We start from the raw sequence: 12,735 nt of genomic DNA on the forward strand, positions 1-12,735 counted from the left end.
AATACTCCGCCGACAGGGCGTCCGGGAACCGGCCCGGCGGGGGGTCCGGGCCTGCCCGTCAGGCCGGCGCCTGCGCCAGTTCCGCCGCACGCGCGCGCAGGGCGAATTTCTGGATCTTGCCGGTCGAGGTCCTGGGCAGCGGCCCGAAGACCACGCGCGACGGGCTTTTGTAGCCCGCAAGCCCGGCCCGGCAATGGGCGATCAGGCCGGCCTCGGTTTCCTCGTGGCCCTCGTGCAGTTCCACGAAGGCGCAGGGGGTTTCGCCCCATTTCTGGCTGGGCATGGCGACGACGGCGCAGATCGCGACGGCGGGGTGGCGGTAAAGCTGTTCCTCGATCTCGATCGAGGAAATGTTCTCGCCGCCCGAGATGATGATGTCCTTGGAACGGTCCTTGAGCTGGATATAGCCGTCGGGATGCATCACCGCCAGGTCGCCGGAATGGAACCAGCCCCCGGCAAAGGCAGAGGCCGTGGCATCGGCGTTCTTCAGATAGCCTTTCATCACCACATTGCCGCGAAACATCACCTCGCCCAGGGTCTTGCCGTCGGCGGGCACCGGCTGCATGGTTTCGGGATCCATCACCGCAAGCTCGTCCAGCGACAGGTAGCGCACCCCCTGCCGCGCCTTGCGCGCCGCCTGTTCGGGGCCGGGCAGGGCATCCCAGCCGGGGTTCCATTCGTTGACCACGGCCGGGCCATAGGTTTCGGTCAGGCCGTAAAGATGCGTGACGCCGAAACCCGCCTCGGCCATGGCGCGCAGGACGGTTTCGGGGGGCGGGGCGGCGGCGGTGTTGAAGACGACCCGCTGGGGAAAGCTGCGCTTCTGCCCCTGGGGCGCGTTCAGCAGCGTCGACATGACGATGGGCGCGCCGCATAGATGCGTGACGCCGTGATCGGCGATGGCATCATAGATGGCGCCGGCACGGACCCAGCGCAGGCAGACCTGCGTGCCGGCCTGCACCGGCACGGTCCAGGGAAAGCACCAGCCGTTGCAGTGAAACATCGGCAACGTCCACAGATAGACCGGATGCCTGTCCATGCCGGCATGGATGACGTTGTTCAGCGCCATCAGCGCCGCGCCGCGGTGGTGATAGACGACCCCCTTGGGATTGCCGGTCGTCCCCGAAGTATAGTTCAGCGAGATCGCGTCCCATTCGTCGCCGGGCAGGGCGCCGGCGAAATCGGGGTCGCCTGCGGCCAGGAAGGCGTCATAATCCAGGCTGCCGATGCGCGCGCCCTTGGGGTGGGGGGCATCGTCGGGATATTCGGCGTCGTCGAAGTCGATCACCAGCGGCCGCACCTGGGCCAGCGCCAGCGCCTCGGCCGCCAGCGCCGAAAACTCGCGGTCCACGATCAGCACCCGGCTTTCCGCGTGGTCAAGCTGGAAGGCCAAGGTCGCGGGGTCCGAGCGGGTGTTGATCGAATGCAGCACCGCGCCACCGGCCATCGGCACGCCGAAATGGGCATGGATCATCGGCGGCGTGTTCGACAGCAGCACCGAGACGGTATCGCCCTGGCCGATCCCCCGCCCCACCAGCGCCGAGGCCAGCCGGCAGCAATCGGCCCACAGGCGGGCATAGCCGTGGCGCTGGCGGCCGTGGATGACGGCCGGATGGTCGGGAAAGGCCCGCGCCGTCCGCCGCAGATACGAGATGGGCGTCATCGGCTGGTGGTTGGCGGCCCTTCTTTCCAGCCCCTGTTCGTATTTGGTCATGCTTTCTTCCCGATCTGTTGCCGCGCCCGGCGGTCAGCCCTTGGCGTGCCGTTCGGCCACCGGCTGGCCGGCCTTGCGCCATTCCCCGAATCCGCCGCGCAGGGACCGCGCGTCAAGCCCCATCTCTTGCGCCACCCGCGCCGCCAGCAGCGACCGCCAGCCCGAGGCGCAGTAGAACACGTAAGTCTTGCCCTCGGCAAAGCGGGGTTTGTGATAGGGGCTTTCCGGGTCGATCCAGAATTCCAGCATCCCGCGCGGGGCGTGAAAGGCGCCGGGGATCATCCCGTCGCGGTCAAGTTCGCGCGGGTCGCGGATATCGACCATGACCAGCTGCGGATCTGCCTGCATGGCGGCGGCTTCACCGACCGAGACCGAGCGCACGAGCGCATCGGCATCGGCCAGCATCTGCTTGTAGCCCAGGGCCATGCTCAGCGGCCCATCGCGTAGAATTCGGCATTCGGCCGCATGCTGGTGACATTGGCCAGCCGGTTGGACAGGCCGAAGAAGGCGGCGATGGCGGCGATGTCCCAGATGTCGTCCTCGTCGAAGCCGTGGCCGCGCAGGGTGGCAAAGTCATCGTCGCCGACCTCTTGCGCGCGGGCCGAGACCTTCATGGCGAAATCCAGCATCGCCTTTTGCCGGGGCGTAATGTCGGCCTTGCGATAGTTGATCGCCACCTGGTCGGCGACCAGCGGGTCCTTGGCGCGGATGCGCAGGATCGCGCCATGGGCGATGACGCAATACTGGCACTGGTTCACCGTCGAGGTCGCGACGACGATCATTTCGCGCTCGGCCTTGGTCAGGTTGCCCGGCCGCTCCATCAGCGCGTCGTGATAGGCGAAGAAGGCGCGGAATTCGTCCGGCCGGTGCGCCAGCGTCAGGAACACGTTGGGGATGAAGCCGGATTTTTCCTGCACCGCCTCGATGCGGGTGCGGATATCCTCGGGCATGTCGGCAAGCTTGGGCACGGCAAAGCGGCTGACGGGGGCGTCGGCGGTTGCGGTCATGGGGTCTCCTCCGGGTCGGGCAGCATCTCTGCCAGTTGCGATTGATAGGTCCGCATCGGGTCGCGATTGTCGCCGGCATGGGGCGCGACGCGGATCAGGCAGGTATGGGCGGAACAGCCCTGGCCAAAGGCCGAGGTGCCGATGTCGAGCGTCAGCACGTTGGGATTGCCCGACAGTTCCGGCCCGTCGCCCGCCGGCGTGAACCAGGCCCCGGTCGGCAGCACCGCGACGCCGGGCGCGGTGTCGGTGCTGATGCAGGCTGTCGCAAGACAGGCGCCGCGCGCGTTCCACAGCCGCACCGTGGCGCCATCGGCGATGCCGCGCGCCTGCGCATCGGCGGGGTTCAGCCGCAACTGCTCGCGCCCATGGCGCTTGCCTTCCATGCTGGCCGCGCCGGTTTCCAACTGGCTGTGCAGCCGCCCCTGCGGCTGGTGCGAGATCAGGTGCAATTCGTCCCGCCCGGCCTTGCCCAGCCATTCGGCGGGCGGCAGCCAAGCCGGATGCGCCAGGCAGTCGTCATGGCCCAGCCGCGCCAGCGTCTTGCTGCCCAGCACGATCCGCCCGCTTTCCGTGTCCAGCGCGTTGCCCGCCGGGTCCTGGCGGAAACCGGCCAGATAGACATGGTCGCGTTGCACCGGCACCGGGGCATGGCCGCATTCCCAGAACGTGTCGAAATCCGGCATCGAAAAGCCGTGCGCGCGCAGGGCATGGGCGCGGCTTTCGTCGTAAAGATGCCGGATCCAGCCCATTTCATCCCGGCCCTCGTTGAAGGCGGGGCCGACGCCCAGCCGCCCGGACAATGCGTCGAAGATGTCGAAATCGGAACGCGACTGGCCCAGCGGCGCGATGGCCTGCCGCATGGCCAGGATCAGGTCGCAGCGCTTGTTGCCCGCCAGGTCGTTGCGCTCGATCGAGGTCGAGGCCGGCAGCACGATATCCGCCCGCCGCGCGGTTGCGGTCCACATCGGGTCCTGGACGATGATCGTCTCGGGCCGGGTCCACGCCTGGGACAGCCGGTTCAGGTCCTGGTGGTGGTGAAAGGGATTGCCGCCCGCCCAATAGACCAGCCGCGTGTCGGGATAGTGCCGCGTCTCGCCCTGATAGGTAAAGGGCGCGCCGGGGTTCAGCAGCATGTCGCTGATCCGCGCCACCGGGATGAAGCTGTCGATGGGCTTGGCGCCTTGCGACATGCCCGGCGACTTGCCGATGGAAAAGGGCGCGCCCACGCCGCCAAGCGAGCCGTAGCCGTAACCGACCCCGCCGCCCGGCAGGCCGATCTGGCCCGCCACCGCCGCCAGCCCCAGCGCCGCCCAGAAGGGCTGTTCGCCATGATGGGCGCGTTGCAAGGCCCAGCTGACTGTCAGCATGCTGCGGCTGTCCACCAGCCGCAGCGCCAGGGCCCGGATCGCGTCGGCGGGCAGGCCGGTGATGCCCGACGCCCAGGCCGCATCCTTGCGCTGCCCGTCCGCGTCGCCGCGCAGATAGGCCAGGAACTTGTCCGAACCGCTGGTGCAGCGGGAAAGGAAGCCGTCATCCTGCCGCCCGGCCGCCACGATCTCGCCCGCCAGGCCCAGCATGAGCGCTGCGTCGGTATTGGGCCGGATCGGCCACCATTGCGCGCCCAGCCAATCGGGAAGGTCGTCGCGCAGCGGCGAGACATGGATCACCCGCACCCCGCGTTCCGCGATGCGGCGCAGATAGCCTTCCAGGTAATGCGCGCCGATGCCGCCGGCCTCGCTTTGCGCGGTGCGGGGCGACATGGCGCCAAAGACCACCAGCGTTTCGGTATTCTCGGCGATGTTGTCCAGCGTATTGGCCTGTCCGCCGCAGGCGCGGTCGTCGCCCAGCACATGGCGCAGGATCACCGGCCCGGCGGCGATGGAATAGGTATCGACATGGCCGGTATAGCCGCCGGCCAGGTTCAGCATCCGCTTGAGCAGCGAAGAGGCATGGTGGAACCGCCCGCAAGACGTCCAGCCATAGCTGCCGGCAAAGATCGAGGCATTGCCATGGGTGTCTGCTACGCGCGCGATCTCGGCGGCGACCAGGTCCAGCGCCTCGTCCCAGGGAACGGCCACGAACCGCTCGCGGCCGCGGCCCTGGCGGTCGCTGCCCTTGCGCTTGGCCAGCCAGCCTTCGCGGATCATCGGGCGTAGCACCCGGCGGTCGGGCTTCGCCCATTCGGCGACCGAATGGATGATGTCCGAGGGCGCGGGATCCATGGCCAGCGGCTCGACGCCGGCGATGCGGCCGTCCTCGACCAGGATCGTATAGGCGCCCCAATGGCTGCAATGCGGAATGCGCTGGATCATGTCGGCCCCTTTCAGACCACGGCTTCGATCAGGAACGGCCCCTGGCGCGCCATGGCGGAACGCAGCAGGTCGAAAAAGGCTTCGGCGGTGTCGGTCCGCGCCGCCTCGACGCCCATGCCGTTCGCGATGGATACCCAGTCCAGCGCCGGATCGTCCAGGTCCAGCATCCGGCGGGCGTTTTCGCCGGGGGCGCCCGCGCCGACGTTTTTCAACTCGCCATGCAGGATCTTGTAAAGGCGATTGGCAAAGACGATGGTCACGACGTCCAGCCGCTCTCGGGCCTGGGTCCACAGGCCCTGCACGGTATACATGCCGCTGCCATCGGCTTGCAGGCCGATCACCTTGCGGTCGGGACAGGCCACGGCGGCGCCGGTAGCCATGGGAATGCCCGCGCCGATGGCGCCGCCGGTCAATTGCAGGAAATCATGCGGCGCCGCGCCATGGGTCCAGCGGAAGAAGTCCCGCCCCGAACTGACGGATTCGTCGCAGATGATGGCGTTTTCCGGCATCAGATGCGCCAGCGCCACGGCGATCGCGCCGGGGGTCAGCGCGCCTTCGGGCATGTCGGGGGCGCCGCGCCTGGCCAGGCGCGCCGCCGGGGCCATGCCGGTCGCATCGGCCAGGGCGGCGATGGCGGCGGGCAGGTCGTCATCGGCATCCGCCATGGAGATCACCCGGCAGCCTTTGGGCAGCATCGGGCCGGGCTTGCCGGGATAGGCGAAGAAGCCGACCGGAGCCTTTGCGCCGATCAGCACGAGCTGTTCGGTATCGGCAAAGGCGGCAAGGGCCTGGTCTATGACATAGGGCACGCGGTCCAGCGCCACCCGGCCGGCGCCGCGCTGCATCCGGGCGTTGGCCTGCTGCGCCAGGACGCGGGCGCCGGTCTTTTGCCCGATACGGTCCAACATCTGGGCCTGCGGGGCGCGCAAGGCGCGGCCGGTGACAAGGATGGTGGTGCGCCTGCCATTGCGCAGCGCCTCGGCCGCCTTGCGGATGCGCGCGGGATCGGGCGCGGCGGGCGGGGCCGGGACCACCGCGGCGGGGACGGGGGCCGAGGTTTCCGTCCAGGCCGCATCGGCATGCAGGATCAGGGTCGAGATGCCGCCCGCGCCGCTTTTGGCGGCGGCGATGGCCTGGGCGGTGCGGGTGCCCACCGTCGGGGCGGTTTCGGCCCGGCCCAGCCAATGCGACATCGGCCGGGCCAGGCTGTCGATATCGCTGGTCAGGGGCGCGTCATATTGCAGGTGATAGGTGGCGTGATCGCCCACCACATTGACGATGGGCGAACGTGCCCGCCGCGCGTTGTGCAGGTTCGCCAGCCCGTTCGCCAGGCCCGGCCCCAGATGCAGCAGGGTCGCGGCAGGCTTGTCGGCCATGCGGGCATAGCCATCGGCGGCGCCCGTCACCACGCCCTCGAACAGGCCCAGCACGCAGCGCATCCCCGGCTGGCGGTCCAGCGCCGCGACGAAATGCATCTCGGACGTGCCGGGATTGGCGAAACAGGTGTCGATGCCGTTCGCCAACAGGGTTTCACACAGAAGATCGGCGCCGTTCATGGGGTCTCCATCAGTCGTTCTGCCTGGGCCCGCAGCGCGGAAAGCGGTTCCCAGAACGGGGCCGAGGCTTCCAGCGATGCGGTGAAAAGGCGGTATTTGCGTTCGGCATAGGCTGCGACCGGACCGGGTTCGGGCGCAAGGCTTTGCTCGGGCTCGCCGATCCAGGGGGCGGGGTCTTGCGCATCCAGCAGGAAGCGCGCGGCGATGGCCGCAAGCCCGCGCAGCCCGGCATGCGAACCGGGGCTGCGCTGCACCGTCCAGCCGGTCAGCGTCGCCAGGAATTGCGCGAAATTGCCGTCCCCGGCCAATCCGCCGCCCAGCGACAGCGCGCCGTCCGGGGCGCCCATCATCGCGTGGCTGGTGCGGGTGACAAAGGCCAGCGCCTCGCGTCCGGCCCAGGCGATCTGGCCCGGCGTGGCGGCGGCGCCCAGACCGAACAGCGCGCCGCTGGCATGGGGGTCGGTCCAGGGCGCGCGCTCTCCGCCCGGCTCAAGAAAGGGGTGCAGGATCAGCGCCGAATAATCCGGCGCGGGCGCGGCCGGCAGGTCGGCAAAGCGCCGCGACAGGTGGTTCAGCAGCGCCGCGCCGTTGAAACAGGGATGAAAGCACAGATAGCCCGGCCCCAGCGCGAATTGCTGGATCATCGCGCCGGCGGGCACCTGCGGCATGGCGGCGGGATCGTCCAGCAAACAGGCATGGATCGCGCTGGTGCCGAAGATCGAGGCGCGCGACACGCCCGGCCGGCTGCCCAGGCCCAGCCCGATCAGCGTGGCCTGGACGTCGCCCGGCCCGATCAGCACCGGCAGGCCCTGCGCCAGCCCGGTTGCCTGCGCGGCCGCCGCCGACAGGCCGGCGCGCGCCATGCCCACGCAAGCCAGCTCGGGCAAAAGCTCGGTCCCGCGCGACAGGCCAAGGCTTTGCGCCACGGCCGGGGCCAGCGCGCCGCTGCGCCAGTCGCCCCAGACCGGCAGCAGCGCGGTCGGCTCGGCCAGCGCGCGGCCGGTCAGCGACAGGAACAGCCATTCCTTGAGCCGCAGCGCATGGACAATGCGGGCATGGCGCGCGGGGTCGTTTTGCTGAAGCCACAGAAGCTGCAGGCTGGCCGAGGCGGCGGTCGGCCGCGACCCGGTCGCCGCCTGCACCGCATCCAGCGCCGGCGCCATGTCCGCGGCCAGGCCGCGGGCGCGCCCGTCCAGCCAGGTCAGCGCCCGGCCGACCGGCTGGCCGGTGCCGTCCACCGGCCAAAGGCCGTCGCCCTGCCCGGTGACGATCAGCCCGGCCACGTCGCCGCGCAACTGCGCCACGCAATCGCGCAGCACCGCCAGCGCCTCGGCGCGGGTCAGGTCCATGTCCTGTTCGACCCGCAAGCCGTCGCGGTAGAGCGCGCCGTTCGCACGCTCGGCCGCGGCCAGCAGGCGGCCGTGCCCGTCAAAGGCCGCCGCCTTGACCGAGGTGGTGCCGGAATCGAGGCAGAGAAGCGCGCCGGTCATGGTTCAGGACGCCTGGCGCAGCCCTTCCAGCGCCGCACTGCTTTGCTGGCCATAGGTCTTGAACTTGACCAGAACCTCGGCGATCTGCTCGTCCGACAGCACCGGGGGCTCGCCCAGCGGCAGGCACAGCAGGTATTGCCTGGCCAGCTCCTCGACCGTGACGGCCAGCGCCAGCGCGCGGGCGATATTGGCATGGGCGGCGATGACGCCGTGATGCGCCATCAGGCAGGCGCGCCGCCCCTCCAGCGCCTTGACCACGCGGTCGGCCAGTTCCTGCGTGCCGAACAGCTCATAGGGGGCGCAGCGGATGCTGCTGCCGCCGGCGGCGGCGATGACGTAATGGATCGCGGGAATGTCGCGGCCCAGGACCGACAGCGCCGTGGCATGGGTCGAATGGGTGTGGACCACCGCGTTCAGGTCCGGCCGGGCTTGCAGGATATCGCGGTGAAAGCGCCATTCCGAGGACGGCTGCACCTCGCCTGCATAGGTCGCGTCCCAGTTCATCGCCACGACATGCTCGGGCTGCAACTTGTCATAGGGGATGCCGGTGGGCGAGATCAGGAAGCCGTCGCCGTGACGGACGCTGATATTGCCCGAGGTGCCCTTGTTGATGCCCAGCCGGTTCATGGCGCGGCAGGATTCGATCAGTTCAAGGCGCAGCGCGCGTTCTTCGTCGGTCATGGGATGCCTCACTTGCAGGGATAAAGCGGCGGTTTGCCGTCAAGGATCAGCGCGATGTCGCCGGCGATCATTGTCGCGGCCTTGATCGCGGAATAGCGCGAGGCGCCGGCGATATGGGGCGAAAGCGTGACATTGGGCAGCGTCAGAAGCGGCCAGTCGGCGGGCGGCGGCTCGGGCTCGAAGGTGTCCAGCGCCGCGCCGCGAAGCTGTCCCGAGACCAGCGCGTCGTAAAGCGCGTCATAGTCCAGCACCTGTCCGCGCGTGGTGTTCACGATATAGCCGCCGGGTTTCATCATCGCGATGCGCTCGCGCGAGATCATGCCCCTGGTCTCGGGCGTGACGCGGGGATGCAGCGTCACCACGTCGGCCCGCGCCATCAGCTCGTCCAGATCGGCCTTTTCGAAACCCGCGGCCTTTTCCTCGGGCGTCAGTTCCTTGAACGGATCATAGATCAGGATGCCGCAGCCAAAGGGTTGCAAGAGCCGCGCGACCCTGGTGCCGATGTCGCCATAGCCGACGATGCCCACGGTCAGTTCGCACAGTTCGGGGCCGGTATTGGCATAGTGATAGAACTCGCGCCCGAACTTGCCGCTGGCCACGGTCATGTGCCCGCGGATCAGGTTGCGGGTTTCCGCCAGCAGCGAGGCCACGGTGAACTCGGCCACCGCCGAGGCATTGCGGCCCGGCGTGTTCACCACCGCGATGCCACGCGCGCGGGCCGCGGCCATTTCGATATTCACCGGCCCGCCGCGCGACACGGCGATGGCCTTCAGCCGGGGGGCATGGTCCAGGCTCGACGCCGTGATCGGCGCCAGATGAGTAATGAGGATGTCGAGATCGGCGAGGAAGCCGAAATAGTCCTCGGGCCGGCCGACGAACTCGCCCACGGGCAGGGTCGGGTCGTATTTGGTGGATTTCAGCCGCAGCGGCCAGTCGATTTCCTGGCTGCGAATGTCCAGGTCGCGACCGGGCAGTTTCTCGCGCAGCGCGGCTTCAAAGAAACCGGGCTGCATGAAACCGTCGCCGATGATGCCGATGGTCAGGCGGTCCGTCATGCTTTTCTCTTGGCTTGGGGTTCGGGGTCCAGGCCCGGCAGCACCTGGCGATAGCTGTCGGGGTCCAATGCGCGCTCGGCCATCACTTCGGCGCTGTGCTGGGCGAATGCCGGCGGCGGCAGGCGATAGCTGGCGGGGGTGCGCGACAGCTTGATCGGGCTGCCGGTGCCGCGATATTCGCCGATATCCACGACCATCTCGCGGTGGATCGTATGCGGGTCGGCGATCACCTGGTCGATGCTGCGCACCGCCCCGCAGGGCACGCCGGCCCGGATCAGCCGCTCGGACAGCTCGGCGCAGTCAAAGGGCGAAAGCGCCGCCTCCAACAGTTCTTTCAGCGCGTCGCGGTTGAGATTGCGCCGGCTGTTGTCCGAGAATCGCGGATCGTCGGGCAGGTCGGGACGGCCGATCACGGCGCAAAGCGCGGCGAATTGCCGGTTGTTCCCCACGGCCAGAAAGATCGGCACGGTCCCGGTGGCGAAAGTGTCATAGGGACAGATATTGGGATGCGCATTGCCCGAAGGCCCCGCCACCTTGCCCGACAGGTAGTAATTGGGCAGGTGCGGATGCAGCAGCGAGACGCCGCAATCGTAAAGGCTGGTCTCGACGAACTGGCCCTTGCCGCTGGCCGCCCGTTCGTTCAGCGCCATCATGATGCCCAGCGCGGCGTTCAGGCCCGTCACCATGTCCACCACCGGCAGGCCGACGCGCAGGGGCTGGCCGCCCGTCTCGCCGTTCACGCTCATGATGCCGCAAAGCGCCTGGATGGCGGCGTCGTATCCCGGCAGCCCGCCCATCGGCCCGTCCGCGCCGAAGCCCGAGACGCGGCAATGGATCAGCCGGGGAAAGCGCCGCGACAATTCCTCTTGGCCCAGGCCCCAGCGCTCCATGGTGCCGGTCTTGAAGTTCTCGATCAGGACATCGGCGTCCTCCAGCAGCGCCAGCAGCAGTTCGCGGCCCATTTCCTGCGACAGGTCCACGGCGATGCCGCGCTTGTTGCGGTTCAGGCCCAGGAAATAGCTGGCCGCGTCGCCCAGAAACGGTGGACCCCAGCCGCGCGTCTCGTCCCCGGTCGGCGGTTCCAGCTTGATGACGTCGGCGCCGTGATCGGCAAGGATCTGGCCGGCATAGGGACCGCCCAGAACCCGGCTTGCATCGATGATCTTGAGATTGGCCAATGAGCCGGTATTGGTCATGCGGTCGCCCCTTCGGAAGTCATGGCCGCCAGATCGCCGCGCCATTGGGCGGCAAAGGCGGGATAGGTTTCGGCAAGTTCGTCCAGCACCCGGCCGCGCAGCAGCGACAGTGTGGCCGCATCGGGAACCGGGGTCGTGGCAGGTGCTGCGGCGTGGTCAAAGGCAAAGCCGGTCGCCGCGCGGATTTCGTCCAGGTCATGGCCGGGATGGATGCTTTCCAGCGCAAATCCCGCCCGCGCCCTGTCAAAGCCGAACAGCGCCTTGCTGGTCAGCAGCGCCACCGGCCCGCCCGGCCGGTGAACATCCGGTTCGCTGACCCCTGGGGCGCTGATGAAATCGACCTTGTCCACCAGCACGCGCGGGGAATGCTCCTCTCGGAACAGGATCACGCGCGGCACGGTAAAGTAAAGATAGGCCGAGCCGAAAGAGCCGGGCCAGCGCACCTTGGCCTGCGGATAGTCGCCGACGCCGACAAGGTTCACATTGGCCCGTCCGTCGATCTGGCCGCCGCCCAGGAAAAAGGCGTCAAGCCGCCCCTGTCCGGCGCTGTCGAACAGTTCGGCCGAGCCGTTGGTAAAGAAATTATGCTCGACCGAGCCCAGGATCGACAGCCGCACCGGCCGCGCGCCGTCATCCAATGCGCGGCGCAGCATCGCCCCGGCCGCCGGCATGGGCGATGATGCGCCGACCGCGACATGGCGCACGCCGTCAAGCAGGCGTGCGATGGTGCAGATCAGGATTTCGCGGGGCAGGGCGGTCATGCCGGCACCTTTTGCGCCATATAGTCGGCAAAGCCCTGGGCGGTGCGGGCGGCGGCGGCATAGCGCATCAGCTCGGCCGTGTCTGCGGCGTATTCGCCCCACAGCCCATAGGGCCAGGCCCCGCGCGGCGCCAGCGCCACGGCGGCGACATAAAGCGCGGGCAAGGTGCCGGCGGCGGTCAGCTCGTCGGCCAGCAGGCTGCGGTCCACGATACGCTCGACCGTCACCAGGGTCTGGGTCGCGGCATAGGCCATGGCCGCCAATTCGCGCCGGCGGCCGATCCAGACATTGCCCTCGCGGTCGGCCATGGGGGCGTGGAAGATCGCGACATCGGGGCGGATCGCCGGGATCAGCACGATGGGATCGCCGCTGGCAAGGGGGTTGTCGATCACCTGCCATTCGGGGCGGTTGGCCAGGATGTCCGAGCCGATCAGCCCGCGCATCGGCATGAAGGGCACGCCCTTTTGCGCCGCCATCAGCCCGGCATGGATCGCGGGGCAGGTCGCGTCCAGGATCTGGATGCTGCCATCGCGCACCGCCTGGTTGAAGCGCGGCGCGCCGCCGGCCTCGCCCAGGGAAACGGCGCTGGTCTCGACCCGGCGCACCAGGCCGGCGCCGATCAGCATATCGACCTGCAGCCCGCCGGTGGGCACGCATGTCAGATGCAGGTCGCCCGCGCCATGGTCGATCAGCGGCCGGGTCATCGCCATGGAAACCCCGGCATAATCCACCGGCAGCGCCAGCGACATGCCGGGCCGGACGCGGCTGGCCAAGGCCCGCAGATCATCTGGCATGATGGTTCCTCCACCCTTTTCGGCACCCAGGGCGCCCTTTGTTCTGTAATATAGAACAGTATTCTGAAAATCATGATAGGCAGAGCCGGGCCGGCAAGTCAATCCGTTCCATTCGGCCGGTTTCCGTGCTGTTTGTTCCGGAATGCAGATTGTCTTGACAAGTCGGGCA

The 12,735-nt window shown here is 68.6% G+C and carries 11 protein-coding genes; all 11 read right to left on the reverse strand.

The window, feature by feature from the left end; genetic code table 11:
• Window positions 1-58 precede the first annotated feature (58 nt).
• The 11 genes from F3H32_RS01880 to F3H32_RS01930 are packed head-to-tail and all read right to left on the reverse strand — an operon-like array spanning window position 59 to window position 12,566.
• On the reverse strand, window positions 59-1,714 hold the full coding sequence (locus tag F3H32_RS01880; RefSeq protein WP_149763907.1) for an acyl-CoA synthetase: 1,656 nt from the start codon (window positions 1,712-1,714) through the stop codon (window positions 59-61).
• Window positions 1,715-1,747: 33 nt separating this feature from the next.
• On the reverse strand, window positions 1,748-2,140 hold the full coding sequence (locus tag F3H32_RS01885) for a rhodanese-like domain-containing protein (protein WP_149763909.1): 393 nt from the start codon (window positions 2,138-2,140) through the stop codon (window positions 1,748-1,750).
• Between the two features lie 2 nt (window positions 2,141-2,142).
• The gene (locus F3H32_RS01890) at window positions 2,143-2,721 is read right to left on the reverse strand and encodes a peroxidase-related enzyme (RefSeq protein ID WP_115755993.1); all 579 of its coding nucleotides are present in this window, start codon (window positions 2,719-2,721) and stop codon (window positions 2,143-2,145) included.
• Window positions 2,718-5,033, reverse strand: coding sequence for a molybdopterin guanine dinucleotide-containing S/N-oxide reductase (locus F3H32_RS01895; RefSeq protein ID WP_149763911.1), 2,316 nt, complete (start codon window positions 5,031-5,033; stop codon window positions 2,718-2,720). Before F3H32_RS01895 ends, F3H32_RS01890 begins: the two co-directional genes overlap by 4 nt.
• Window positions 5,034-5,044: 11 nt before the next feature.
• On the reverse strand, window positions 5,045-6,589 hold the full coding sequence (locus F3H32_RS01900) for an acetolactate synthase large subunit (protein ID WP_149763913.1): 1,545 nt from the start codon (window positions 6,587-6,589) through the stop codon (window positions 5,045-5,047).
• Complete coding sequence (locus tag F3H32_RS01905; RefSeq protein WP_149763915.1) at window positions 6,586-8,079, reverse strand: FGGY family carbohydrate kinase; 1,494 nt, start codon at window positions 8,077-8,079, stop codon at window positions 6,586-6,588. The genes F3H32_RS01900 and F3H32_RS01905 overlap by 4 nt, the downstream gene beginning before the upstream one ends.
• Window positions 8,080-8,082: 3 nt before the next feature.
• The gene (locus F3H32_RS01910) at window positions 8,083-8,760 is read right to left on the reverse strand and encodes a class II aldolase/adducin family protein (RefSeq protein WP_149763917.1); all 678 of its coding nucleotides are present in this window, start codon (window positions 8,758-8,760) and stop codon (window positions 8,083-8,085) included.
• A gap of 8 nt (window positions 8,761-8,768) precedes the next feature.
• On the reverse strand, window positions 8,769-9,815 hold the full coding sequence (locus F3H32_RS01915) for a 2-hydroxyacid dehydrogenase (RefSeq protein WP_149763919.1): 1,047 nt from the start codon (window positions 9,813-9,815) through the stop codon (window positions 8,769-8,771).
• The gene (locus tag F3H32_RS01920; protein ID WP_149763921.1) at window positions 9,812-11,011 is read right to left on the reverse strand and encodes a CaiB/BaiF CoA transferase family protein; all 1,200 of its coding nucleotides are present in this window, start codon (window positions 11,009-11,011) and stop codon (window positions 9,812-9,814) included. Before F3H32_RS01920 ends, F3H32_RS01915 begins: the two co-directional genes overlap by 4 nt.
• Entirely contained in the window at window positions 11,008-11,772 is a 765-nt protein-coding gene (locus F3H32_RS01925) for a CoA-transferase (RefSeq protein ID WP_149763923.1), read from the reverse strand. Before F3H32_RS01925 ends, F3H32_RS01920 begins: the two co-directional genes overlap by 4 nt.
• Window positions 11,769-12,566 carry a CoA transferase subunit A gene (locus tag F3H32_RS01930; protein ID WP_149763925.1) on the reverse strand — a complete coding sequence of 266 codons (798 nt, stop codon included), beginning with the start codon at window positions 12,564-12,566 and terminating at the stop codon, window positions 11,769-11,771. Before F3H32_RS01930 ends, F3H32_RS01925 begins: the two co-directional genes overlap by 4 nt.
• Window positions 12,567-12,735 lie beyond the last annotated feature (169 nt).

This window comes from Paracoccus thiocyanatus (assembly GCF_900156255.1).
GTDB lineage: Bacteria > Pseudomonadota > Alphaproteobacteria > Rhodobacterales > Rhodobacteraceae > Paracoccus > Paracoccus thiocyanatus.

Excerpts from the sequence above, each read along its gene's own strand:
- F3H32_RS01910 (WP_149763917.1), bottom strand. The coding sequence starts at position 8,760 with ATGACCGACGAAGAACGCGCGCTGCGCCTTGAACTGATCGAATCCTGC.
- F3H32_RS01900 (WP_149763913.1), bottom strand. The coding sequence starts at position 6,589 with ATGAACGGCGCCGATCTTCTGTGTGAAACCCTGTTGGCGAACGGCATC.
- F3H32_RS01895 (WP_149763911.1), bottom strand. The coding sequence starts at position 5,033 with ATGATCCAGCGCATTCCGCATTGCAGCCATTGGGGCGCCTATACGATC.
- F3H32_RS01905 (WP_149763915.1), bottom strand. The coding sequence starts at position 8,079 with ATGACCGGCGCGCTTCTCTGCCTCGATTCCGGCACCACCTCGGTCAAG.
- F3H32_RS01920 (WP_149763921.1), bottom strand. The coding sequence starts at position 11,011 with ATGACCAATACCGGCTCATTGGCCAATCTCAAGATCATCGATGCAAGC.
- F3H32_RS01890 (WP_115755993.1), bottom strand. The coding sequence starts at position 2,721 with ATGACCGCAACCGCCGACGCCCCCGTCAGCCGCTTTGCCGTGCCCAAG.
- F3H32_RS01915 (WP_149763919.1), bottom strand. The coding sequence starts at position 9,815 with ATGACGGACCGCCTGACCATCGGCATCATCGGCGACGGTTTCATGCAG.
- F3H32_RS01925 (WP_149763923.1), bottom strand. The coding sequence starts at position 11,772 with ATGACCGCCCTGCCCCGCGAAATCCTGATCTGCACCATCGCACGCCTG.
- F3H32_RS01885 (WP_149763909.1), bottom strand. The coding sequence starts at position 2,140 with ATGGCCCTGGGCTACAAGCAGATGCTGGCCGATGCCGATGCGCTCGTG.
- F3H32_RS01880 (WP_149763907.1), bottom strand. The coding sequence starts at position 1,714 with ATGACCAAATACGAACAGGGGCTGGAAAGAAGGGCCGCCAACCACCAG.
- F3H32_RS01930 (WP_149763925.1), bottom strand. The coding sequence starts at position 12,566 with ATGCCAGATGATCTGCGGGCCTTGGCCAGCCGCGTCCGGCCCGGCATG.